30 protein-coding genes and 1 pseudogene are annotated in these 20,619 nt (G+C 38.2%); 16 read left to right on the plus strand and 15 right to left on the minus strand.

Translation table 11 applies throughout. The features are described 5' to 3' along the window. The first annotated feature begins 2 nt into the window (after nucleotides 1-2). The 14 genes from CVT18_RS01835 (at nucleotide 3) to CVT18_RS01890 (ending at nucleotide 6,644) form a co-directional block, all read left to right on the plus strand. Entirely contained in the window at nucleotides 3-386 is a 384-nt protein-coding gene (locus tag CVT18_RS01835; RefSeq protein WP_107824171.1) for a hypothetical protein, read from the plus strand. Further along, nucleotides 373-507 carry a hypothetical protein gene (locus CVT18_RS10640; RefSeq protein WP_265094531.1) on the plus strand — a complete coding sequence of 45 codons (135 nt, stop codon included), beginning with the start codon at nucleotides 373-375 and terminating at the stop codon, nucleotides 505-507. Before CVT18_RS01835 ends, CVT18_RS10640 begins: the two co-directional genes overlap by 14 nt. Further along, the gene (locus CVT18_RS01840) at nucleotides 501-1,778 is read left to right on the plus strand and encodes a gp53-like domain-containing protein (protein ID WP_107824172.1); all 1,278 of its coding nucleotides are present in this window, start codon (nucleotides 501-503) and stop codon (nucleotides 1,776-1,778) included. The genes CVT18_RS10640 and CVT18_RS01840 overlap by 7 nt, the downstream gene beginning before the upstream one ends. 14 nt (nucleotides 1,779-1,792) lie before the next feature. Continuing rightward, nucleotides 1,793-2,131 (plus strand): hypothetical protein, encoded by a 339-nt coding sequence (locus CVT18_RS01845; RefSeq protein ID WP_107824173.1) that lies wholly within the window; start codon nucleotides 1,793-1,795, stop codon nucleotides 2,129-2,131. Then, the gene (locus CVT18_RS01850; protein ID WP_107824174.1) at nucleotides 2,128-2,394 is read left to right on the plus strand and encodes a hypothetical protein; all 267 of its coding nucleotides are present in this window, start codon (nucleotides 2,128-2,130) and stop codon (nucleotides 2,392-2,394) included. Before CVT18_RS01845 ends, CVT18_RS01850 begins: the two co-directional genes overlap by 4 nt. Next, nucleotides 2,391-2,531 (plus strand): hypothetical protein, encoded by a 141-nt coding sequence (locus CVT18_RS10240; protein ID WP_178140373.1) that lies wholly within the window; start codon nucleotides 2,391-2,393, stop codon nucleotides 2,529-2,531. Before CVT18_RS01850 ends, CVT18_RS10240 begins: the two co-directional genes overlap by 4 nt. Beyond that, complete coding sequence (locus tag CVT18_RS01855; RefSeq protein ID WP_107824175.1) at nucleotides 2,531-3,175, plus strand: hypothetical protein; 645 nt, start codon at nucleotides 2,531-2,533, stop codon at nucleotides 3,173-3,175. Before CVT18_RS10240 ends, CVT18_RS01855 begins: the two co-directional genes overlap by 1 nt. After that, entirely contained in the window at nucleotides 3,162-3,515 is a 354-nt protein-coding gene (locus tag CVT18_RS01860) for a hypothetical protein (RefSeq protein WP_107824176.1), read from the plus strand. Before CVT18_RS01855 ends, CVT18_RS01860 begins: the two co-directional genes overlap by 14 nt. Further along, nucleotides 3,481-3,690 (plus strand): hypothetical protein, encoded by a 210-nt coding sequence (locus CVT18_RS01865; protein ID WP_159071481.1) that lies wholly within the window; start codon nucleotides 3,481-3,483, stop codon nucleotides 3,688-3,690. Before CVT18_RS01860 ends, CVT18_RS01865 begins: the two co-directional genes overlap by 35 nt. 138 nt (nucleotides 3,691-3,828) lie before the next feature. Further along, the gene (locus tag CVT18_RS01870; RefSeq protein WP_107824178.1) at nucleotides 3,829-4,191 is read left to right on the plus strand and encodes a phage holin family protein; all 363 of its coding nucleotides are present in this window, start codon (nucleotides 3,829-3,831) and stop codon (nucleotides 4,189-4,191) included. Between the two features lie 10 nt (nucleotides 4,192-4,201). Beyond that, on the plus strand, nucleotides 4,202-4,756 hold the full coding sequence (locus CVT18_RS01875; protein WP_107824179.1) for a putative peptidoglycan-binding domain-containing protein: 555 nt from the start codon (nucleotides 4,202-4,204) through the stop codon (nucleotides 4,754-4,756). A gap of 10 nt (nucleotides 4,757-4,766) precedes the next feature. Then, on the plus strand, nucleotides 4,767-5,375 hold the full coding sequence (locus CVT18_RS01880) for a hypothetical protein (RefSeq protein WP_103615272.1): 609 nt from the start codon (nucleotides 4,767-4,769) through the stop codon (nucleotides 5,373-5,375). Continuing rightward, nucleotides 5,368-5,913 carry a hypothetical protein gene (locus CVT18_RS01885; RefSeq protein WP_107824180.1) on the plus strand — a complete coding sequence of 182 codons (546 nt, stop codon included), beginning with the start codon at nucleotides 5,368-5,370 and terminating at the stop codon, nucleotides 5,911-5,913. Before CVT18_RS01880 ends, CVT18_RS01885 begins: the two co-directional genes overlap by 8 nt. A 77-nt stretch (nucleotides 5,914-5,990) precedes the next feature. Further along, a complete protein-coding gene (locus tag CVT18_RS01890) occupies nucleotides 5,991-6,644 on the plus strand; it encodes a hypothetical protein (RefSeq protein ID WP_107824181.1) in 654 nt (217 codons plus the stop codon). Nucleotides 6,645-6,937: 293 nt separating this feature from the next. Here CVT18_RS01890 and CVT18_RS01895 read toward each other — a convergent pair whose 3' ends face one another. Genes CVT18_RS01895 through CVT18_RS10420 form a run of 3 tightly spaced genes read right to left on the minus strand, consistent with a single transcriptional unit; the run spans nucleotide 6,938 to nucleotide 8,867 of the window. Beyond that, entirely contained in the window at nucleotides 6,938-7,747 is an 810-nt protein-coding gene (locus CVT18_RS01895) for a class I SAM-dependent methyltransferase (RefSeq protein WP_103628581.1), read from the minus strand. Further along, entirely contained in the window at nucleotides 7,744-8,433 is a 690-nt protein-coding gene (locus CVT18_RS01900; protein ID WP_234410255.1) for an ABC transporter ATP-binding protein, read from the minus strand. The genes CVT18_RS01895 and CVT18_RS01900 overlap by 4 nt, the downstream gene beginning before the upstream one ends. Nucleotides 8,434-8,489: 56 nt before the next feature. After that, complete coding sequence (locus CVT18_RS10420) at nucleotides 8,490-8,867, minus strand: FecCD family ABC transporter permease (protein WP_234410285.1); 378 nt, start codon at nucleotides 8,865-8,867, stop codon at nucleotides 8,490-8,492. A 105-nt stretch (nucleotides 8,868-8,972) separates the two neighbouring features. Between CVT18_RS10420 and CVT18_RS10245 the strand changes: the two genes are divergently transcribed. Then, nucleotides 8,973-9,536: a hypothetical protein gene (locus CVT18_RS10245; RefSeq protein ID WP_180999672.1), complete on the plus strand. Its 564-nt coding sequence runs from the start codon at nucleotides 8,973-8,975 to the stop codon at nucleotides 9,534-9,536. Beyond that, entirely contained in the window at nucleotides 9,536-9,748 is a 213-nt protein-coding gene (locus tag CVT18_RS01915) for a molybdopterin biosynthesis protein MoeB (protein WP_180999670.1), read from the plus strand. The genes CVT18_RS10245 and CVT18_RS01915 overlap by 1 nt, the downstream gene beginning before the upstream one ends. A gap of 7 nt (nucleotides 9,749-9,755) precedes the next feature. Here the strand turns inward: CVT18_RS01915 and CVT18_RS01920 are convergent, their stop codons facing one another. The 12 genes and pseudogenes from CVT18_RS01920 to CVT18_RS01970 form a co-directional block, all read right to left on the minus strand. Further along, nucleotides 9,756-10,289, minus strand: coding sequence for a chemotaxis protein (locus CVT18_RS01920; protein WP_103628584.1), 534 nt, complete (start codon nucleotides 10,287-10,289; stop codon nucleotides 9,756-9,758). 95 nt (nucleotides 10,290-10,384) lie between these two features. Continuing rightward, on the minus strand, nucleotides 10,385-12,460 hold the full coding sequence (locus tag CVT18_RS10250) for a TonB-dependent siderophore receptor (protein ID WP_199907361.1): 2,076 nt from the start codon (nucleotides 12,458-12,460) through the stop codon (nucleotides 10,385-10,387). Between the two features lie 69 nt (nucleotides 12,461-12,529). Continuing rightward, nucleotides 12,530-13,579, minus strand: a pseudogene (locus tag CVT18_RS10255) (PepSY-associated TM helix domain-containing protein); the annotation flags it as partial. 394 nt (nucleotides 13,580-13,973) lie between these two features. Next, the gene (locus tag CVT18_RS01930) at nucleotides 13,974-14,381 is read right to left on the minus strand and encodes a tetratricopeptide repeat protein (RefSeq protein ID WP_103628586.1); all 408 of its coding nucleotides are present in this window, start codon (nucleotides 14,379-14,381) and stop codon (nucleotides 13,974-13,976) included. Nucleotides 14,382-14,516: 135 nt separating this feature from the next. Further along, on the minus strand, nucleotides 14,517-15,344 hold the full coding sequence (locus CVT18_RS01935) for an ABC transporter permease (RefSeq protein ID WP_103589143.1): 828 nt from the start codon (nucleotides 15,342-15,344) through the stop codon (nucleotides 14,517-14,519). Further along, the gene (locus CVT18_RS01940) at nucleotides 15,337-15,990 is read right to left on the minus strand and encodes an ABC transporter ATP-binding protein (RefSeq protein ID WP_103628587.1); all 654 of its coding nucleotides are present in this window, start codon (nucleotides 15,988-15,990) and stop codon (nucleotides 15,337-15,339) included. Before CVT18_RS01940 ends, CVT18_RS01935 begins: the two co-directional genes overlap by 8 nt. Before the next feature lie 9 nt (nucleotides 15,991-15,999). Then, nucleotides 16,000-16,899: a NapH/MauN family ferredoxin-type protein gene (locus CVT18_RS01945; RefSeq protein WP_085658493.1), complete on the minus strand. Its 900-nt coding sequence runs from the start codon at nucleotides 16,897-16,899 to the stop codon at nucleotides 16,000-16,002. 2 nt (nucleotides 16,900-16,901) lie between these two features. Further along, nucleotides 16,902-17,363: a c-type cytochrome gene (locus CVT18_RS01950; RefSeq protein ID WP_084109871.1), complete on the minus strand. Its 462-nt coding sequence runs from the start codon at nucleotides 17,361-17,363 to the stop codon at nucleotides 16,902-16,904. Further along, nucleotides 17,363-17,911, minus strand: a complete 549-nt coding sequence (locus CVT18_RS01955; RefSeq protein ID WP_103604539.1) for a c-type cytochrome — start codon at nucleotides 17,909-17,911, stop codon at nucleotides 17,363-17,365. Before CVT18_RS01955 ends, CVT18_RS01950 begins: the two co-directional genes overlap by 1 nt. After that, complete coding sequence (locus CVT18_RS01960; RefSeq protein ID WP_084041224.1) at nucleotides 17,908-18,585, minus strand: 4Fe-4S dicluster domain-containing protein; 678 nt, start codon at nucleotides 18,583-18,585, stop codon at nucleotides 17,908-17,910. Before CVT18_RS01960 ends, CVT18_RS01955 begins: the two co-directional genes overlap by 4 nt. After that, entirely contained in the window at nucleotides 18,578-19,834 is a 1,257-nt protein-coding gene (locus CVT18_RS01965; RefSeq protein ID WP_103628588.1) for a nitrous oxide reductase family maturation protein NosD, read from the minus strand. The genes CVT18_RS01960 and CVT18_RS01965 overlap by 8 nt, the downstream gene beginning before the upstream one ends. Further along, entirely contained in the window at nucleotides 19,827-20,582 is a 756-nt protein-coding gene (locus CVT18_RS01970) for a cytochrome C (protein ID WP_103628589.1), read from the minus strand. Before CVT18_RS01970 ends, CVT18_RS01965 begins: the two co-directional genes overlap by 8 nt. Between the last annotated feature and the right edge of the window lie 37 nt (nucleotides 20,583-20,619).

The following is a 20,619-nucleotide window of genomic DNA, read 5'->3' on the forward strand; positions in this document are numbered from 1 at the left end:
CAATGCTTTGCGCTGAAGCCAAAAAACATTTGAGCTTTAAAACGACAGTAGGGATTAAACTCCCTGCTGATGATATGCTTGGCTCACTATTCTTGGAGGCTATGCTTTTTTGCTGCGATAAGTGTGTACCTACTATTTTACTAAGGCATTTTGGGAGCGAAGAAAGGCCTTATAGGAATATTGATAAACAAACCTTCATTTGCGTGCCAGACGTGCCAAATTTTAGTGATCCAAAAGAGCATTTACAAATAGACGAAGCTCTGAGCTATGCAGTGATTAACTATGTAGCTTTTTTGATCAACAAAGACACTTATTTTCGCACGCTAGCACTTGAAGCGATAGCAGACTACAACACAAACGAAATGAGTGACTATGACAGATTATGAACTTATAAGAGTTTTGAAAAACGCAAGAGATTTAAGCAAGATAGACCTTTTGCGTTTTTTTAAAGAACTAGGCGAAAAACTAAAAAAAGCTAAAGAAACTATAAAGGCTAAACAATGGTAACGATAGAGGAATTAAAACTCGGCAATAGAACGCTAGAAGCATTAAAATTCTTGCTCTCTCAAATAACTGAGCTAGAAACAGCAATAAGCCAAATAAATATAAGCGAAATAAAAGACGCAAATATTCTAACAAAACAACAAATAGTGACGCTACAAGATGTTAAAGCGGCAGTTGAAAGCATAAACACAGAGCTTATCTCTAAAAAAACAGATTTTGACGAGAAAAAACAAAATTTTGACACCAATCTTAGCACTTTTAGAAATGATAAGGCAGATTTCGATGAGAAAAAGGCAGATTTCGATAGTAAAAATAATACTGCACTAAGCAATTTTGCATTTATCGCCAGCAATGTAGAAAAAATTAATAAAACAAGCGATCTATTAGCTGAGGCAAAATCTATTTTAGAAACAATCAAGCCAATAGAGCAAAAGGCTCAAACAGCGCTTGAAACATTGGCTAATTCTCAAAACAAATTTACTGAATTAGATGCTTTAAAAACAACACTGCTTGAGCTAAAAAAATCCCTTGAAAAAATAAGCACAAACGGACTAATAAACGACACTAGTGCAAGCGCAACAACAACTTATTCAAGCGTAAAAATTGATAGCTTGCTTGTAGCAAAATTAGATGCTAGTGAGAAAAACAAATATGTTTCACTAGAAAATGGCAAGATAAAATCAGAGCTACTACCTGATATAAATGCCACCACACTTAATGGTAAGAGTAGTGATGTCTTCGAGCTAAAAGATGAAAGCACAAGCAAGTATACCGCTTTATCTCAAAGCATAAGTACACTAGAGACCTCTTTAAATAGCGGGCTAAATAGCCTTTCAAATAGTCTAAAGGATAAAATAGCAAGTAACTTAAAAGGAGTGGCTAATGGGCTGGCTACATTAGATAATAGTGGTAAAGTCCCAAGTAGTCAGCTTCCAAAAATAGACGCATACACAAAAGCAGAGAGCGATGGGAAATTTACGCAGTTTTCACACTTTCTAAGCTCCAACGTACAAAACGGATATACAAAACTACCAAACGGACTGATTATTCAGTGGGGAGTTGATACAAACGTTTCGCAAGGCGAAAACATAAAGCCTACACTGTTTCCTATCGCGTTTCCTACCGCCTGCCTTGCTATGACGGTAGCACACTATGGAGCTGGAAAAGAAGTAAGCGCGATGAGTTACGGAGCGCCGACAAGGACTGGAGCTATATTTCGCCACAACTGGGAATACACGCCTACGGCGGTAGCATACATAGCTATTGGATACTAAAAGAAAGGAAAAAAATGAAATATGCAAACTACGATAAAGAGACAAATAAGATACTAGGCTTTTATGACGACGAGATACACGGTAGCATCCCTGAGCCAAATATAAAAATCAGTGATGATGAGTGGAAAAAGGCTTTATCTATCGGAGCAGACCATATACAAAACGGCGAGCTAATTAAAAAAGAGCCAAAGGTAGATGAAAAAGCTAAACAACTAGCACAGCTCGAAGCGGATATAAAAGAGTGCGAGGATGATATAAAGCATGCTCTTATTATCGGTAACACTGCCGTGTTAGAGAGCTTAAGGGCGGAGTTAAAAGCGTTAATCGTACAAAGAGAGGAGCTAAAAAAATGAGCTATTTCTTAATCTGTATTTTATCGCTAGTTTTGGGCATTTTACTATGCCCTATCGTGATTTTTTTAAGAGCACGCAAGTGCGACCAGTGGGACAACTCAAACATGACAAACATTTTAAGAGTGTTTAGCCACTTGGCGACACACCCTGATGACTTCGCCAAAATGCAATACGAAGATGGACAAAAGCCATTTTGGTATTTGAGTGGTGATGAATTTTCGGATATTGTGAAAACTAGACCAACACAAAAGGATGATAAATGAGAGTAAGAATAAAAAGATGTGAAGTGTGTGCGAGTAAGCTAGACAAAGATAGTAACTGCACGTGGAGCGAGTGTCCTAAGTGCCCTAGTTATAAAGCAAAAGAGCAAGAAAAGCCAAAAGATAAAAAGGATGAGTAATGCTTAAATTTAAAGAGATATTACAGCTCTTTTGTATAGTAATCGTTGAGTTACCGCTTGAGATAGCTGGCTATATAGTAGTGCCAATCGCTTTGGCGTTTTGCAACAAGCAAAGCGAACACCTGCCAAAGTGGGCTAGGTGGTTTGAAGATGCAAATGACTACTATGACAATGAAAATTCAGCGATAAACGGCGATAGTGGTTGGCGCAAAGAACACTATCCAAATGGCAAAAATAGGACGTACTTTGCAAGGTTAAGGTGGCTATATAGAAATCGTATAGGCTACTTTTCAAGCAGAATAAACGGCGTCAAAGTAAGTGAGATAGAGCCGTCGAGCGTGAGAACACAAGGCAATATCAAGGTAACTAGCAACGGCGGAGCGGTTAGTGACTTTTGCAAAGTAACGCTAAGATTAAAAAATGGCCGCTCACGCTTTGGTTTATATAAAACTATCAGATACAAAGGCTTTTTAAGTGGCTTTTATTGTCGCATTTATGTCGGCTGGAAATTGGCCGACGTGGCAGAGATGAACGAATACAACAAAGATACATTTATGCAGCCGGATGATAAAGAATACCTTAAGAGTGTGTGGGCGATTAATCCATTTAAGAGAGTGCGAGGGAGCAATAATGCTAAGTCCTAGTTTATATCTTAGTGGTTTCTTGTTGCTTACTACTTTGTTTCTAGGCTATCGGTATCAAAGCTTAGATAATGAGCTTAGCGTTACAAGAGCTAACCTAAAGGCTAGTGACGAGATGAACCTAAAGCTAAAAGACGAGATAAACGAGCAAGATAAGCTCATCTCTCTTAAGCTTGACGTTATAGAAAAAGCTAGTAAGCAAAGACAAGCCATAGAACAAAAATCAAATAAAGTCAAAGAAAGGGTACTAAATGAGGACAAAAAGGATATGTCTAATGCTCTTAACCTTAGTGTTTCTTATGTGCTTGATGGGTTGCGAAAGCAAACAAACAGCTCTAAATAAGTATGACAAGATACCTAGCTACTTACTACAAGCTCCTATGATAGCTGACAGAAACGTAACAAACCAAAGCGATGCCGGTGTGCTCCTAATAGATGTTTATAGTGGGTATAAGACCTGCATAGACCAGCTAGAAGCCATAAAAGATTATGAAAGAAAAAGGGATGGACGAAAATAATATAAGGATGTGCAAATGGAAGCGATCATAAAGAGGACTAAGAAATTTTGGCTTAATAAAATGGTTGTAATTGAAATAATCCTATCCGTCATAATAATGTACATCTTTACTTATAAATTTTAAAAAAAGAGGCGGATAATGGACGATCTTATAAACAAAGTAGGTATTTATTTTTGGGTTATAGTAGTTGGCTTTTTGGGTGGAGCGCTAGGGTCTATAAACAACAAAGAACAAACCATAAATAGAGGGCGTAAAGTAGTAAATTTTATAGTTGGCACTATTAGCTCAGGTTTTATTTGCTGGATATTCTTTGAAATAACATCATTTTTTACAAATAATAATGATCGCTTTAGTCTTGCAGTAGGTGGCTTTTTTGCTTGGCGTGGCACAGCTTGGATATGTGCAATAGTTGATAAAGCGATTGATAAAAAAATAGAGAGCTTTGGCAGTGGCGGCTATGATGATTTTTCTACAAAACCGCCAAGAGATTTAAATTTTTAAAGGATAAAAAATGAAAAATTTTACTAATGCATTTTATACATTAATGAGCCTAGAGTTTAACAGCCCTAAAGACGCACTACACAAAAACCCAAACGAAAAAGGCTTAACTTTTATGGGTATTTATGAAGCTGCTCACCCAAATTGGCAAGGCTGGGGGCAAGTGCGGGCAGCGATCAACGCATACGGCGATCTTGAAAAGGCTAGCGTCGCCCTATATAATGATGACGCATTAATCGAAAAAGTAAAAATATTTTATAAAAAAGAATTTTGGGACAAAATGAGGCTTGATGAGGTAGATAGTGAATTAAAAGCGTGTGAGCTTTTCATTTTTGGTGCAAACGTAGATACAGCACCAGCAGTTAGGGTTTTACAAAGGCTTTTAGGTGTGGTGGTGGATGGCATTATGGGTGCCCAGACTCTTAAAGCGTTAAACAACTATAATGAACAAGCCTTTGATGTTGATTTTGATAGAGCAGAGATCGCCTATTATAGAAATTTAGTGAAAGTAAAACCAGCATATTATATTTATGAAAGAGGCTGGATTAATAGAGCAAGGAAAATATAAGGATTAAAAAATGAGTTTAGATATAGAAAAATATAGTGAAATTTACAAAAAAGTATTAAGTGATACAATGGCTGAAAATTCTCCTTATGATAGGTTAATAAAAAAGCTCGACGAATATTATGAAAAATTTGCTTTAAATGATAGCAAAAGGATTGACACAATTACGGCAACTTTAAGCCAAGCTACGCAAAGCATAACCTTGTCCAGCCAAGACATAGCGGTAAGGTTGATGATGGAGAGTGATAGGTTAGAAGCAGAATTGGCTCAAATAGCTGCAAATACTGCACTTGTTGAAGCACAAAAAGCCTTAGCTCAAGCGGAACTACCAATCAAAGCCGAAGAACTAGCACTTGCTAAAATGAAATTAGAACTGGCACAAAAAGAGGCAAAATTTAATGAGGAAAGGGCAAAGCTGATAGAAAAACAAGCTTTGAGCGAAGAGGCAAGAAAAGTTGCGATCGAAAGAGAAACAAAGTCTTTTGATGAAAGACTACGGATACAGAAAGCAACACTCCTAAAAGACTCTGTGTTTGGGTATACCGCTGGGGCGTTAAATCCGCCAGCTGACATGATCACAAAAATGCTTAACTCCATAGATGCCATAACGCCAAATGCCTAAACAACATGATTTTTCTCCTACTGGTTATTATGTAGAGCAAGCCATAAACAACCTTATTTCAGAAACACAAGCAGCAACTAGGGCGGTTAAAAATTTTTTTTCTAAATATAGCTGGTCTATTTTTTATGTAGAATGGGACGGCAACATCCAAGACGATGGGCGGAGGATTGATGCAAAAATTGAGGGGTGGGGAGAGGTATATTGTCAGCTACTACAAGCAAGAGAAGGTAGCACAGTAATAAAAAATTGCAAGTCAGAATATAACACCTCTGGTTATGGGAAAATAATTCACACACAATATTACAATAATAGAAAATGGGCTTATTTTACTGATTTAGGATATGCTATTATGCAGAATGAAAATAAGCTCTACGGCAAATGGAGAGGCATGTCTTCTAATGTTACTTTTGTTTTTTTTAAAGAGAACAATATGCCTGTTTGTGGTGCAAAAAAATTTATTGAAAGAATGCCTTCAATCTTTTCTGGGTATGAGAAAAAGAAAAAGAAAAAAAGAAAAAAAGAAAATGGTATGGCGTAGGGGTAACACTTAAGGGGGCGATAAATTCTTTTATTACTGTTGGTAGTGTCTGGGTATTGGGGTATGCTGGTGCAGCATTGGGCGCAGCGCTAAAAGCAGGCACTGCATTAACGTCACTTGCTGGCATTGGGGCTATTGGTGGAGTAGTGGCTGGCATTGGTGGGGTAATAACCACCTTTGGAAATATAGCAGGGAGTACAACACTTAGAGCGATTGGGCTCAAAATTAGTGCCGCTGGAGCAATTATGTCTTTTGGTGGTAGTATTTCTACATTTACAACCCCAGCTGCCGCAAATGCAAATGCTTCTATTTTGCCAAATTACAGTGTAGCTAATTCTCAGGCGCTAAGTCAAACAACATCTCTTTATCAAAATGTTTCAGTCGCCAGCTTTGCTTCTCCCATTAATTCTTTAAAATCATTAAATAATTCTTTTTTATACATTACAAAGGGGCTAAATTTTGTTAGTGATACACTAGATACAATAAATGCTGTAAAAAACCTCATCGCTCCATTTAGGCAACCAAACGCGTATAAAGACGAGGACATGCCTTTGTCTAATGCAACAGATGATGAAAAGCATATAGTAGGCGTCAGTGAGAACCTTGATGTATTGGAGGAAGAAGGATTTTTTGTCCGACGCTTCTTTGACAGAGATGTAGAATACGATCTAGGGCTAGAAGCAGGAACTATAATGAGCAATGATGGAAGTTTATTAAATAACAAAGTATAATTCTTATAAAATATCTTTTTTGCTGACCTTTTAGCTGACTAATATTTTTAAAATGATGTTTATTGCGTATTAAAATCAAATTTTTCAAATCCCTCTCTACCCGCCAGAAAACTATCTACAACTTAAAGTCTACTGACCTTTATTTTATTGCTCAAAACATTGGTACTAAACAAAAACCACTTTATAAAACTTACTAAAATCTTGCCAATTATCTTTTGATTTGCCATAGTTAGGCATATAACTAGCATCAAATTTGCTCCATTCTAGGAAAAATTTTAACTATATTCTTCGATTTAAATTCTATTTGCCTTATGGACAGTTATAAACGCCCAGTCCATAAATTCTTGTTTCGGCTTGTATTTGCCGCTGCTAAAATACTCCGCCAGCCGCGCCTCCTCAGTTTCGCTTAGCTCGCCGCCAAGCCCCCAGCGCGTCTTTTGTATGAGCTCCTGTGCGCTTGTTTCAGGACCCGCATGGCACTTAGCTTTTATGTAGCTAAGGCTTGGCAAATAGCCCATTTGAAACAAGATGTTTAGAAGATAGACGAAGTCTGGCTTTTGCTCCACCTTGCGCCCTATCGCATCCAAAATTTCATCCTCCACGAAGCTGCCGCCGACCTTAAACGTGATGTAAAGCAATTTTTTGGTCTTTGAAAGAAGCTTATTAAGCGCAGCTTTTAGATCGTCCACCTCAAGGCAGCGCGAGGCCAAAACCGCGTCGCACTCAGGCACGTCCGACCAGTCGTCCTCGAAAGCTTTTTGCGCAAATTTAACGTTTTTAGCGCCGTAAATTTTAGCGTTCTCGCGGGCAAACTCTAGCATCTTAGGCGAAAAGTCGTAGCTGTAAATTTTATCCGCCCTTTCCGCCGCCAGCACGCTTAATGCACCCGATCCACACGCAAAATCAAGCAGCGTAGAGACGCCCGTAAAATCAACTTTATCTATAAATTCTCGCGCGTAGGCGCTTTTCATCACGCCCTCGTTGAAGCTGGGTGCCTTTTTGTCCCAGTCCTCGGCAAATTTTTTGCCAAACGAGCTTCTTGCCTTTTGCGCCTTATAAAGCGCGTCAAAGTCGATCTCGTCGTAGTTTGAAGGTAAAATCATAATCTATCCTCGTATTTTTCATAGTTTATACCGTAAATTTTATCAATATTTTGGGCGTTTATGAGCTGCTCGCTGCGCCCGAAGGCTAAAATTTCGCCGTCTTTTATAAATAGCGTTAAATTTGAAACGAACTTCGCATGCCGCGGATAGTGCGTCGTCTGCACGAAGGTATAGCCCTCATCTCCCAGCGCTTTTATCATCTCGAGCAGTTTGATCTGATTGCCAAAATCCAGCCCGTTTGTAGGCTCGTCCATAAAGATCACTTTCGCGCCCTGAACCAGCGTGCGCGCGATGTACGCCAGCTGCCGCTCGCCGCCGCTAACCTTTGTGTAGGGCGCGTTTTTTAGATGCGCGATACCCATCTTTTCTAGCGCCTGTTCGGCTAGCTTTTTATCCGCCGTGCTAAAGCTAGAAAATAGCGGCGTCCTGCACAAAGCACCCATCAGCGCGACATCAAAGACGCTGTAGTCGTATGAGGACGCATGCGTCTGCGGCACATAGGCGACGAGTGAGGCGAGTCCCTTTTTACCGTAGTCGCGCACGCTTTTGCCTGCGATTAGCACCTCGCCTTCAAATTTTAAAAATCCGAGCATTATTCGAAGCAGGGTGCTTTTGCCGCTACCGTTGGCGCCTAAGATGCTTAGCGTATCGCCCGTCGCAATGTCAAAGCTGATGTCCTTTAGCACGGGCTTGCCCTGGTAAGCAAAGCGTAAATTTCACACTTCTATCAAATTTTCTCGCATCAAAAGCTCCTCTTGGCGCGGCGCAGCACGATGATAAACATCGGAATGCCAAATAGCGATGTGACGACGCCGATAGGGATCTCAAAGGTAAAAATGAGCCGCGAGAAGCTGTCGCAAAAGAGCAGAAATATCGCGCCGATCATCGCCGAGCTAGCCAGAACCGCGCGGTTGTCGGCACCAAATGTAAAGCGCGCGATGTGCGGCACGATAAGTCCGATCCAGCCAATGATGCCCGCAATCGTCACGCTAAGCGCGCTAACGAAGGTCGCGACGAGGATGATGAAAATTTTAACTCGCGCCACGTTTACGCCCAGGCTCTTTGCCTCCTCTTCGCCAAGGCTTAGCGCGTTTAGATATTTGCCGCTAAGCGCTAGCAGCGAAAATGCTCACGCACATCGGCAGGATTGAAATCTCTATGAAGCTCTTGGACGCAAAGCCGAGGCTGCCCATCAAAAAAATAGGTGATCGCAGGAAGTGCGTCATTGGGGTCGGCGTGTTTTAGCACCGAGAGCAGCGAGGTAAAGAGCGAGCCGCTGATGACGCCGCCCAGTACCAGCACGATGACGCTGCCGCTGCGCGAATACAGCGCTGAACCCGGTATCGCAGCTGTTTTCAAAGACGATATAAACGATATGAAAGAGCTAATAAATTTTGGCAAAAATACAAAAAATATGTTCCTAACCACAAAGCAAGCTTTTGAGATAGCTATGGCGCAAAATGTATTTTTAAAAGCTCTTATGCCAAATGCCAATGGCGTTATCGGCGCGCTTGCTGGCATAAGGCTTAGGCTTAGCGGAAGCGACGGAAAAATCAGAGGCAAATTTGAACTAAAAGAGTCAAAGCTAAGCGTTGCTAAGCTCATAGAGCTTCCTTTTATAGAAGCGGTTTTGGATGAGAATTTTAAAGAGCTAGCAAAAGATGAGATGATAAATTTAGGTGGCACTTTAAAGCCTATATTTTGGCATCACAAGGCAACTTTGCTCGTGCAAAAAGACAAAAATGGCGAGTTTAGAAATTTAAATATAAAAGAGCTTCGAGAATTTTGATGATGCAAAATTTCAATGAGAAAAATGAGTTTAAATACGGCAAATTTAACTACGAAAAAGCTCATCAAATAGCCCAAAACTGCGCTAAATTTAAGCTAGATAATGACGAAGAAGAGATGGTTTGTAGAGGTGAGAGAAGCTGCTATGACTGCGCGTTTAGACGCTGGAGCAAAGATAGCTTCATCTGCATGGCACGAGCCAGCAAAGACTGAGCTAGCTCTACGCGACCATTTTTTTATCTTTAAGTTTTCCGCCACGTTTATACTTTAGCTCACCGCAAAATCTCTTGCCAAATTTGGCTTCAACGATGAGAACGAGCACGAAAAATATCTTCTCATCATTTAGCCGTGCGATCTGGCGTAGAGTTTGGTTAGCATCATTAAATTTAACCCCATTTTCTCGCAAGCTCTTGCAAAACTGGACCTCATCAAAGCCAAGCATGCGTGAAATTTCACTGATGCTGTAAGGCTCAAGCGAGGCTATGATGCGGTCCATGTTGCAGATCGTTGGATTTTTGCGGTGCGTGGTGACATCGATCATCTCATTTATGAGCTTTACTAGCTTTCTTCTGCGGTTAAAGACGTGTAAGATCGCTGCGCAAAATATCAAAATCCCTGCAAATTTGTGCGCGCTCATCATCCACTCATTATACTCGCCCATGGCGAAATTTAGCCCAGTAAATGCAAGCAGGCAGATCCCACAGGCAAGAACACAGACGATACAAAATTTATATATCACTTCCGCTTTAAGCAATGCAAATTCCTTAGTTTTTTGAAATTATACACCTACTATGCAAAAAATGAATGGCGCCAACTAGAAATTTAGCTGGCGCATTAGAGTAAATTTAGCTAAAACTTATAGTTAAAACTGAGATTAAATGTGCGTGGATCACCATAAACCATCTTGGTTGGACCGATGCCCTCGTAGTATTTTTTGTTAAAGAGATTATCAATATTTAGCTGTACGTCAAAGTTTTTAGCAAATTTATAACCAAGCATTAAATTAGCCAAAGTATAGCCCTTTTGAGTGATCTCTCTTGCGCCTTTGCCAGTGTAAATTTTACTCTTATACATAGCGCCAGCTCCTACTCTAAAGTCTCTGATCTCATACTTTGCAAATAAATTTGCCGTGCTTCTTGATGAGTCGGTGGCATATTTCTCGCCTTTGGCATCTTTTGCGTTAAAGTGCGTTGCACCAAAGCTTAGACTTAAGCCTTTGGCGATCTCGCCATTTAGATCTAGCTCGACACCCTTACTTGTCACGCCTTTGCTAGATTCATATATGTAGGCATTTGTCGCTGGATTTATTTTGCCAGTATCTATGCCAAGCTTGTCTTGCACGATCTTAAATACGCCAAGACTTGCTTGAAGCGCCCCGTCAAAATACTCGCCTTTGATGCCCACTTCATAGTCCTTGCCTTGGATCGGATCAAGATACTTGTCATTTGCGCCCTTTACGTTTTGAGGTTTAAATATACTCGTGTAGCTAGCATATAGAGTGTGGTTTGCTGTGATGTAGTAAGTGACGCCAAGATATGGCGTGATCTCATTTGTGAAATTTCTATTGTCTTTACCACCCTCTATCTCGTATTTGTAGTAGCTCACCCTAGCTCCAAGCAAGAGCTTTAGCTCATCAGTAAGTGAAAATTTATTTGACGCATAAAATGCCTTTTGTATCGTTTTGTCTTTGTTATTTTGATCTTCGTAAGGGAATTTTGGATCATCGAGGTGTAAATTTTTAAAATCTATCCTGCTTCTAGCTGTATAAGCAAGTCCAGCTGGCGTGGTCTTTTGCAGCCAGTAGCTACTTACCTTATCGCTACTTTTTTTGTAGTTGTTATACATAGCACCAAAGACAAACTCATGAGATAAATTTGCTAGCTCGTAAGGGATATTTGCGTATGCATCTACGTTGTGGATATTCTCCTCTCTTTTGTTTGCATAAACGCTAAGATCGTTTATATTGCCAGTACCGTCTAAATTTACCGCTCCGCCGTAGTAAAGTAGATTTGAGTCAGTGTTTGCTCGTCTAAACGAGTAGCTTAAATTTAAACTCGCTTCATTTTCAAAGTAGTGCTTAAAATCAGCGTAAAAATCAAGTGTTTTTATATCCCACCTCGTCCAAGGCTGAGAGAAGATTTCATTTTTACTAAAATTTGTCCTAGAGCCATCTGTATAAAATGCTGGCATGCCACCCCATCTAACCCCGTGGCGTTTTAGCTCTTGATAAAATGCACCAAGGCTAAGCCATGAGCTATCGCCTATATCGCTATCTACGACACCGTAAATCGCGCTATTTTTGCGGTTGTAATAATCCATATAAGAGTGCGACTTCTCATGCATAAAAGAGAGTCTTGCTCTAACGCTTCCACTCTCATTTACTGGCGTTTGCACATCACCATTTACGCCGTATCTATCGTATGATCCAGCGCTTACACCAAAATTCCCTTTTAGCTCTTTTAAGTCCGCCCTTTTTCTTATGAAATTTAAGCTTGCAGCTGGATTTCCAGCACCTGCAAGTAGGCCATTTGCCCCTTTTACCACCTCAACTCTCTCATAAGGTAGCAAGCTCATATCATTTGTAGCAAGACTAAAGCTACCAAGGCTAGGCATCGAATCAAGCAAGCAATAATCTATCTCAAAGCCACGGGCTGTCGGATATACGCGCTCATCCATTTTATTTAGCGTAATGCCAGGGGTATTTCTAAGAAGCACCTGATAGTCCTTGATGCCTTGATCTTTTAGCCTAGCCTCTGTTAGCACAGTTAGCGACTGGGGCGTTTGACGAGAGGTTAAATTTAGCCTAGTTGTGCTCTTTACAAGCTCTTTTGCAAAGTAGTTTGCATCGTCTCTTCGCTCGCTTTCTACGACATCGATTGCCTCTAAAATTTTATCGCTTTGGCTAGCAAAAATTTGAGGTTGCATCAAATTTAATGCAACCAAACTAATTAAAATTTTTTCATTTTTTCTCCTTTTAAAATTTCTTTTAATCCACAAATAAAGCCCTGAAATACTTAAAATAAGCGGTGAAATACCAACCAAAAACCAGATAAATTTTGTGATTTGGTTGTAGTTGCCAAAGTGCGATTTTCTAAATGCTGAGAGAATTTCTTCACTTAGATTTGCATTTTTTATGTCCAAAATGCTTACTAATTCGCCGTTATCTTTATCGTAAGTTAATATGCTTGAATATTCGTTATGTAAGAAATTTTGATCTTTTACATAGCCAAAAAGGCGTATGTTTGCTCCTTGCATAAAAGGCAGTGAGATGAAGTGTGGCTCAAAGCCAGCAAGATCATTTTTTGAGTGGGCTACCAGCTCGTCAAGAGATAGGCTTTTGTTATAAATTTTTGCATCTATAACGAAGTCATTTTTAAACTCTGGCATGCGTGCCATTTGAAATTCCCACCAAACACCACTTATGCAAATGAGTAGTAAAATAGGTGTAGAAAAAATTCCTATCATTTTATGAATGTCACTCATAAAAACATTTAGCCTATTTACACGAAGCTTAAGTAGTGTCAGCCAAAATTTTCTATAAATCACAAAACCGCTTATGCAGATAAAAAACGTAAAAATAGCGGTTAAAGTAAGGATAACGTGACCGCTCTTTTCTAGAAATAGCGACTCATGAAGCTCTGTTAAAACTCCAAAAAATCCCTCATCATGTGCGAGTGGCTCGCTCTTTATCTTACCGCTAAAAGCATCAAAATAGATAAATTTCCACTCCTTTTGGCTGTCATTGTGCTCGATTAACCAAATTTTGTCACATTTTTTAGGGTTTGCATCGATGTTGATGCCAACCATCTCGTAGCCGCCAAGCTCGCTTGCAATGATATCTCTTAGCTCATCAAAGCTAATCCTTTTGTTTAAATTTTCTTTGTTTAAATTTACATTTACGACATTTGGGGCAAGAAAGCTGTTTAGCTCATCTTTATAAACAAGGATCGCACCGCTAAAACAAACTACTGCAAGTGGAATGAAAAATAAAAGAGATAAATAAGTGTGCAATTTATAAAAAATTTTTTGATTTAGAAATTTCACTTTGTTTTAAAGCCTTTTAGTAGTAGATTTTGATAATGCCTCGCAATTTTACACAAAATTTACTTTGATAATATTTAAAACTATTATCAATTATAATTTCAAAAAGAAAAATTCTTATAGAATGTAAATTGAAAAAAATAAATAGATTTGATTTTTAAAAGAATAAACAACTCCTCTTTGTGTATACGAAAAGCCAGAAAAGGGGGAAGCAAAGACTTATCAGTTACAAAAAGGAGGGTCCATTCAGGACGATGAAATAGTATTATTTAAGCATAAATTTTAATAAAATTTTTAGTTAATAAAAAAGAAATTCCAAGTAATACTAAAGTAAATTTAACTTTAAAAAAGCTATATTTAAGAAATTTCTTTTAATTAGTACAAGCATAAAATTAGGCTAATTTTTAGGTACAAGCTCTAATACATTGCAAGCTCGCTTACTGCCCATCTTGCAAGCTTTATTAAGAGCATTTGCAGAAAGATCAAAGCTTTGCTCAGTGCCATTTCCTTGAAGATACTTTGTCGCTAGCTCATAGCAAGCTTCACTACTACCATCGTCACAGAGCGATTTAAATATCTCAAAAGATTTTTGCGTATCTTTTTCTGCGGCAAGGCCGCGTCCTAGCATATCTGCATAGATAAAGCAAGAAATTTTATCTTTATTCTCACACTCACTTGAAAGCTTTTTAGCAAAACTCTCGCAAGCTTCAATATTGCTTTTATTAATACACTCTTGCATATTTATATCCCAGTTTGCATTCAAAGATATAAGAGCAAATGCTAAAAATAAAATGGATTTTTTCATAAATTTCCTTGGAAGAAGTTAGCTCCCTTTGGGGGAAAGGGAGCTATTACAAAAAGGAGGTTTCTTGTTGGACAAGTGGAATAATACAAGTTTCGTCTAAATTTAAAACCAACTTTTCTTTAACAAAAAACAATCTCAAACCAAATCTTTTTTGCTAAAGGCAAAATAGCCACAAACTAGCAAAATAATGCCTAATAAGAGCGGATAAATAATCGCATAAGCTACAAATGTCGCCTTTGGAAAGGTGCTTAAAATAAAATAAGATGCAGTACCGATAACTGCTAAATTTGGATCAAAAAGACTAAGTGCTGCTATCCTGAAAAGCTCTATCGGATTTAGTATAGCAATAGCGTAAATAACGTACTCATCGACTGAACTTCGCATAAGAAGTCCAATTAATGCTAGATCGATAAATGCAAGCATTATAAGCCAAAGTAAAAACGCCACGCCTTGGCCTGTCTCTTGATTTTTAATCACGCTTGAGATAAAAAATCCAAGCGATAGAAAAATGATACTTAAGCTAAAAAGTAGCCCAAAATAAAGCGTTAATACACTCCAAGGTATCGCAACACCTTTTATAAAACCGACGATCACGCAAAGCAAAAGAGCAAACAAAAGTGGTACAAAAACAACAAATGTACGGCCCAGTGCCTTGCCAAAGTAATACTCTCTAAGGCTTAGTGGGAAGCTAAGGATGTATTCAAGCAAATTTGTATCTCTATCTTGATTTATGCTTCTTACGGTTGAGATGAGAATAAAAATAGGCACAATGATGACGCAAATTTGAATAAACAAAAGTAGTGCTCTAGTAAGCCCAGAAAAGCCAAGCACACGTGAGTCAGTCACACCGCTAAATAAAAATCCTATCATCAAAGCAGAAAAAAGCGCAGCATATATCACAAACCATCTTGAGCGAAAAGACTCTTTTACATCAAGCTTTGCTATTAAAAAAAGATTATTCACTCTTGCTCCTTAAATTTTCTTCTTTGATGATCTTACCAAGGTCCATATAGACGCATCTATCTAATAAATTTGCTATCTCATCAATACGGTGCGAAATAAAAACAAGTGTTTTGTTTTGCGTGAAGTTATCAAGTAAATTTTTAAAAGAAAGCCTTGCTTTCACGTCAAGATTTGCCGTTGGCTCATCAAACATCAAAATTTCACTATCCTTAGCAAATGCGATGGCTATTAGCATCTTTTGTTTCATGCCACCAGAGAGCTTATAAAATGGTTTATTTAAATTTGCATGCAGATCAAGCTCCAAAAGTTTGCTAAATTTCTCAATATCTTCAAATTTGACATTTGAGCTTTTACAAACAAACTCACAAAGCTCGCGTAGATTAAATTTAAGCGGTGGTGGGGTTTGTGGCACAAATGAGATAAATTTCAAAGCCCCTTTTCTATCTTTTAGAGTATTTACGCCATTTATCGCGATACTTCCACTATTTGGGATAAACTCGCCTAAAATGATACGCATGAGCGAGCTTTTGCCAGCTCCATTTTGTCCAAGTATTGCTATTTTTTCGCCAGATTTTACATTTAGGCTAACACCATCAAGTATCTTTTGCGAGCCAAAAATTTTCGTTACTTCTTTTATATCTATCAAAAATTTTCCTTATATGAGTTTTTTAAAGCCGTTGTCAAATTTCAGTGCATCTTGATGACACACATCAATACACCTACCACAAAGTGTACAATCAGCACCAGCTATCCTAAAGATATTTTTGCTCTCGTCAAGCTTTGCCCCTTTTTTTGTCATAAAAAGTACGTGAGGCACTAGACAAACATCAGTGCAAACTAAGCAGTGATCGCACCTTTCTTTATCCCAGCTAACTTTTATGGCATTTGGTTTAGCTAACACTGAGTAAGTAGCTCCAATAGGACAGACATACCTGCACCAAGCTCTGCGTGAGAAGAAAATTTCAACCATAAGCATGGCTACAACGAACCAAATAGCATGAAAATAGCCATAGATAATAAATCTTGAAAAAATCCCAACAACATTAAAAATTTCAAATGTAAGGCTTGCACTAGCAAAGCTAAGGGTTAAAAATAAAATGGTGAAAACATATCGCCACTTTGTGTCAAAAACTCGTGGCTTTACTATCTTTTTAGCACGCAAATTTTCATGGATCTTCTCAGCTATTTCGCTTATTAATGAATATGGACAGATCCAAGAGCAAAAGCCTCTACCGCCAAAAATGATATAAAAGGCCAAGATACTAAGTGAGCCAATTATTAAATTTACATGGATTTCATGCGTCGCCAGAAAAACTTGCAAGCTCATAAAAGCATCTGCCAAGTGAAAACCAAATATCCTTGACGCACTGATGTCGCCTTCTAAAATTTGTATATCAACTCTATATGAAAGCACAAATAAAAGATGAACTAAAACGATGGTAAAAATACGCCAAAAACGTATGCTAGGACGCTTCTTGCCATCTTTTGTAGTTGTGATTAACGTGCTTAGAAAGCTTACATTTCTAATCGTCGCACGAGTGTTATATTTGTCCATTTTTACTTTTTAAATTTAGAAATTTCATCTGCAAGGCTTTCAAGCTCGCTATCACTAACATTTGTAAGTAGCCCTTTCATAAGTGAGTTTTGCACTTTGCCAGCTTTATAATCAGCCAGCTTTTTAAGTAATTCATCCTTACTTAGATGCGTTATATCAGGAGCTACGACGCCTTTTGCATTTGCACCATGACACGGAGCACAAGTTGTTAGATACTGTTTGCTAACGCCTTCATTGTGTACTTTAGCCACACTTAGACTTAGCTCTTTTACCTTTTTTAGCTCATCTTCGCTGGCAAATTCTTCACTAGACTTTGGCTGTTCTTTTGTAAAATTTTGCTCTACTTTTGGCTGAGCATTAGTTGCTACTTTTTCCTTTTTAGGCGGAGTCTGGCTTAACATAAACACCATGATACCGCAAATTGCTACTGCTAAAATAATGGTTATAATCTTTCCTACTTTCATTATTTGCTCCTAAATTGTGTATTAAAATCACTGATTTCTTTAGCTAAATTTCTGATTTCACTATCATCCATTTTTTTAACAAGGTCTCGCATTAAAACATTGACTTTTTCTTTATTTTTATAAGCATTTATCATTGTATAAATTTCATTTTCACTTTTTGTTAAAAGTGATGGCCCGATGATGCCATTTGCGTAATCATCGTGACAAGCTGAACATTTTGTAATGAAATTTTTGCTAAGTCTGCCCTTTATAAGTCTTAAATTTATAGTTTGAAGAGGGGTTCTTACCATTACTAAAGCACCGATTTGACGGCTTACGTTATTATCTTCAAGTCCAAATTTTACGCTCTTTTCGCCGTGCATATCGTATTTTATGAAATCATTTTGTTTATTTGTACTTTGATTATTTTCTTTTTTTTCAACCTTTATGCTAGCACTCGTGGCTACATTTATTGGTTGCTCGCTAGCTGCTTTTTGCGCTTTGTCATCGCTCTTTTCACAGCCGACAAATAGCAAAGCAGCAGCCACTAAAGACATTATTAATCTCATTCTTTCTCCTTATAAATTTCATCATAACTCATTTTTGGGGCAATATTTATAATTTTTACAGGACAAACCTCAGCACACACCCCACACCCAACACAGCCATGCTTTATGAGTGGTAAATTTGCTTCACTCATTACTATTGCACTATCGCCAACTGGGCAAATACTGACACAAAGGTCACAAATTTGACCGATTTTGCCTTTTATCTTATCTTTTTCTGCCTCTTCTCTATCGTTATAAACTTTGCGAACAAGCAAATCTTCAACGCTATCTTCGCTTAGCTTTTCTCTTTTTAGGCACATACAGGCATTTGCATTACTCAAGACAGCAACGCCCATTTTCACATCATCAACAACTTTTGTAGCATGATCTAACGCACCACTTGGACAGGCGAGCACACATGGGAAAAGATCACATAAATAGCAACCTCTCTTTTTAGGATCGATGTATGCTGTACCATTTGAATATCCATCTTTTATATCAAGCAAACTTATACTGTGATAAGGGCATACCTGCACACACTGACCACATTTAACACAAAGATCATCAAAGTCATCAACCGCGCCTGGTGGTCTAAGATAGAGTTTATCGCCGCTACTTTTTGGCAAAATTTTACCTATGCCATATCCTGCGGCAGCTGCGACTGAGCCTAAGATTATAAATTTTCTTCTATCCACGTTTTGCCTTTAACGCGTTAAAATTTGAAGCATCAAGTGGTTTTATCCTTGGCGTGCTATCTTCAAGTAGCTTTACTGGCTCAGAAAATGGCGCGAGTTTGGCTAAAAAATTTAAGATACTAAAGACACTTGAACCATAGAAAAACTGCAAATTCGGATAATACTGCCAAAGCTGATCGGCATACGATAGATGCATAAACGGCGTATCGCCATAGCCATCTTTATCTCTATCAAAGCTCTCATACTCATCATAATAATTTTTACTCCACCGATTTAATGCCATTTTATCACCTGGAGTATCGTTTGCAACGATATCCATATTGCCTATAAAATCATTATTTTCAAATATGCTTGTCCCCTGAGTAGCGTGAAAATATACGCCAACTACGTTGTGTAAAATTTTATTGCCTAAGAAATTTATCGTTGAGCCTGGCTGAAAAGGCGAGTTATCAAGCAAAATTCCTCTCGCATTATAGATAAGCGTATTATTTTCGATAGTAAAATTTGAGACATCTTTTAGACCAATGCCAATACCAAAAGCGCCATCACTATCCATAACAAGATTATTTTTTATATTTGAGGCAGCTGAGTACATAAAAAACATACCAACCGCATTACCAGTAAATTCGTTATTTTCTACTAAATTTTGATTTGCATACATAAAGTGAAGCGAGTATCTACCGCGAATCGCTTTATTTTTTAAAAATTTATTGTGACTTGCATACCATGCAACCATATCGCGGCTATCATAAACATAATTGCCCTCGATTAAATTTTCATGGCTATACCAGAGTCTAACCGCATCACCTCTAAAGCCAAGACTGGCCCCTTTTTTAGAAGTGATGTTATTTTCAGTGATCTTTGAGCTACTGCACTCTTTAAAATCAATCCCAAAAAGCACATCACTCAAGTCATTTTGCGTAACCAAGACATTATTTGCTTTATCACAGCCAATGCCAGCATCTAGCTCACCAAGGTCATTTCCGCTACCACTTATCTTTAAATTTCTAAGCGTAACATTTGAGGCAATAATCTTTACGACTGTGCCTTTACCATTTCCTTTTATGTGAGCATTTTTGCCCTCACCAACGATACTAAGCGGCTTATTTATAGTTATGCTTCCTTCATAGATACCGTCTCCTAGCTTTATAACATCGCCAGGGCTAGCGTTGTTTATTGCATCTTGAAGTATATTTGCAGAGCTAAAAATAGGCAAGAAAGCAAGGGCAAAAATAAAAATTTTACGCATTTAGCTCTTTTTTCTTTGAAAATACTGCAAGTATGCAAAATGCACTCATAGCGATCATAACCCAAAATCCGATACTTGGATAAGAGTGCGTTGTAAATTGCGCAACGCTACCATCGCCTAAAACTGTTGGCATAAATGGTTTAATCTTAAATGCACCCCACTCTTGCATATTGTGTCCATACCAGTAAAGCCATCCTGCAAATGCACTCATAAATAGCACAGGCGCGATAATGGTTGGAACCATAAGAAGCGAGTTAAATTTGCCGTTGTAATATAAAAATGCAAGCATACAAAGCATTGAAATAAGCAAATAATAAGGCGCTATCGCTCGCTCTAAATTTCCACCATGCTCCATAGGATACATACCGATATAGTGATTTATCGTATTCATCTCATGTACGTCGCCACTATATCCATCTACGTGAAAATATACAGGAATTCCATCAGGAAAGGCTGATTTTGGATAATTTGGAGCTTCAAGAGAGACGTACCAGATAGGAAAAGATGGCGTACCAATCTCTGCTTTTTGCTCGATCATCTTATGAAGATCGCTTGCTACATCTTTTGATAAAAGGTGATTTTTATACTGAAATGAGCTATAAAGATTATAGATACCGTAAGTATAAGATGGTAGTTCATCACCATCAGCTATACGCTCTTTTGCTCCGTGCCAACCAAGAACAGGCAAAGTAAAACAAACAGTCATTAAGACAAGTGCAACAATGGTATAAATTTTATATTTACTCATGATCTCTCCTTTAAATTTTAAAATTTCACTCAAAAGA

The sequence above is a fragment of the Campylobacter concisus genome (assembly GCF_003048405.1).
Classification (GTDB): Bacteria; Campylobacterota; Campylobacteria; order Campylobacterales; family Campylobacteraceae; genus Campylobacter_A; species Campylobacter_A concisus_Q.

Coding starts and splice junctions, on each gene's coding strand:
- CVT18_RS01860 (WP_107824176.1), top strand. CDS start 3,162: ATGCTAAGTCCTAGTTTATATCTTAGTGGTTTCTTGTTGCTTACTACT.
- CVT18_RS01845 (WP_107824173.1), top strand. CDS start 1,793: ATGAAATATGCAAACTACGATAAAGAGACAAATAAGATACTAGGCTTT.
- CVT18_RS01950 (WP_084109871.1), bottom strand. CDS start 17,363: ATGAAAGTAGGAAAGATTATAACCATTATTTTAGCAGTAGCAATTTGC.
- CVT18_RS01970 (WP_103628589.1), bottom strand. CDS start 20,582: ATGAGTAAATATAAAATTTATACCATTGTTGCACTTGTCTTAATGACT.
- CVT18_RS01885 (WP_107824180.1), top strand. CDS start 5,368: ATGCCTAAACAACATGATTTTTCTCCTACTGGTTATTATGTAGAGCAA.
- CVT18_RS01915 (WP_180999670.1), top strand. CDS start 9,536: ATGATGCAAAATTTCAATGAGAAAAATGAGTTTAAATACGGCAAATTT.
- CVT18_RS01850 (WP_107824174.1), top strand. CDS start 2,128: ATGAGCTATTTCTTAATCTGTATTTTATCGCTAGTTTTGGGCATTTTA.
- CVT18_RS01895 (WP_103628581.1), bottom strand. CDS start 7,747: ATGATTTTACCTTCAAACTACGACGAGATCGACTTTGACGCGCTTTAT.
- CVT18_RS01855 (WP_107824175.1), top strand. CDS start 2,531: ATGCTTAAATTTAAAGAGATATTACAGCTCTTTTGTATAGTAATCGTT.
- CVT18_RS01965 (WP_103628588.1), bottom strand. CDS start 19,834: ATGCGTAAAATTTTTATTTTTGCCCTTGCTTTCTTGCCTATTTTTAGC.
- CVT18_RS01835 (WP_107824171.1), top strand. CDS start 3: ATGCTTTGCGCTGAAGCCAAAAAACATTTGAGCTTTAAAACGACAGTA.
- CVT18_RS10250 (WP_199907361.1), bottom strand. CDS start 12,460: ATGCAACCTCAAATTTTTGCTAGCCAAAGCGATAAAATTTTAGAGGCA.
- CVT18_RS01840 (WP_107824172.1), top strand. CDS start 501: ATGGTAACGATAGAGGAATTAAAACTCGGCAATAGAACGCTAGAAGCA.
- CVT18_RS01955 (WP_103604539.1), bottom strand. CDS start 17,911: ATGAGATTAATAATGTCTTTAGTGGCTGCTGCTTTGCTATTTGTCGGC.
- CVT18_RS01930 (WP_103628586.1), bottom strand. CDS start 14,381: ATGAAAAAATCCATTTTATTTTTAGCATTTGCTCTTATATCTTTGAAT.
- CVT18_RS01945 (WP_085658493.1), bottom strand. CDS start 16,899: ATGGACAAATATAACACTCGTGCGACGATTAGAAATGTAAGCTTTCTA.
- CVT18_RS10240 (WP_178140373.1), top strand. CDS start 2,391: ATGAGAGTAAGAATAAAAAGATGTGAAGTGTGTGCGAGTAAGCTAGAC.
- CVT18_RS01875 (WP_107824179.1), top strand. CDS start 4,202: ATGAAAAATTTTACTAATGCATTTTATACATTAATGAGCCTAGAGTTT.
- CVT18_RS01880 (WP_103615272.1), top strand. CDS start 4,767: ATGAGTTTAGATATAGAAAAATATAGTGAAATTTACAAAAAAGTATTA.
- CVT18_RS01870 (WP_107824178.1), top strand. CDS start 3,829: ATGGACGATCTTATAAACAAAGTAGGTATTTATTTTTGGGTTATAGTA.
- CVT18_RS01865 (WP_159071481.1), top strand. CDS start 3,481: ATGGGTTGCGAAAGCAAACAAACAGCTCTAAATAAGTATGACAAGATA.
- CVT18_RS10640 (WP_265094531.1), top strand. CDS start 373: ATGACAGATTATGAACTTATAAGAGTTTTGAAAAACGCAAGAGATTTA.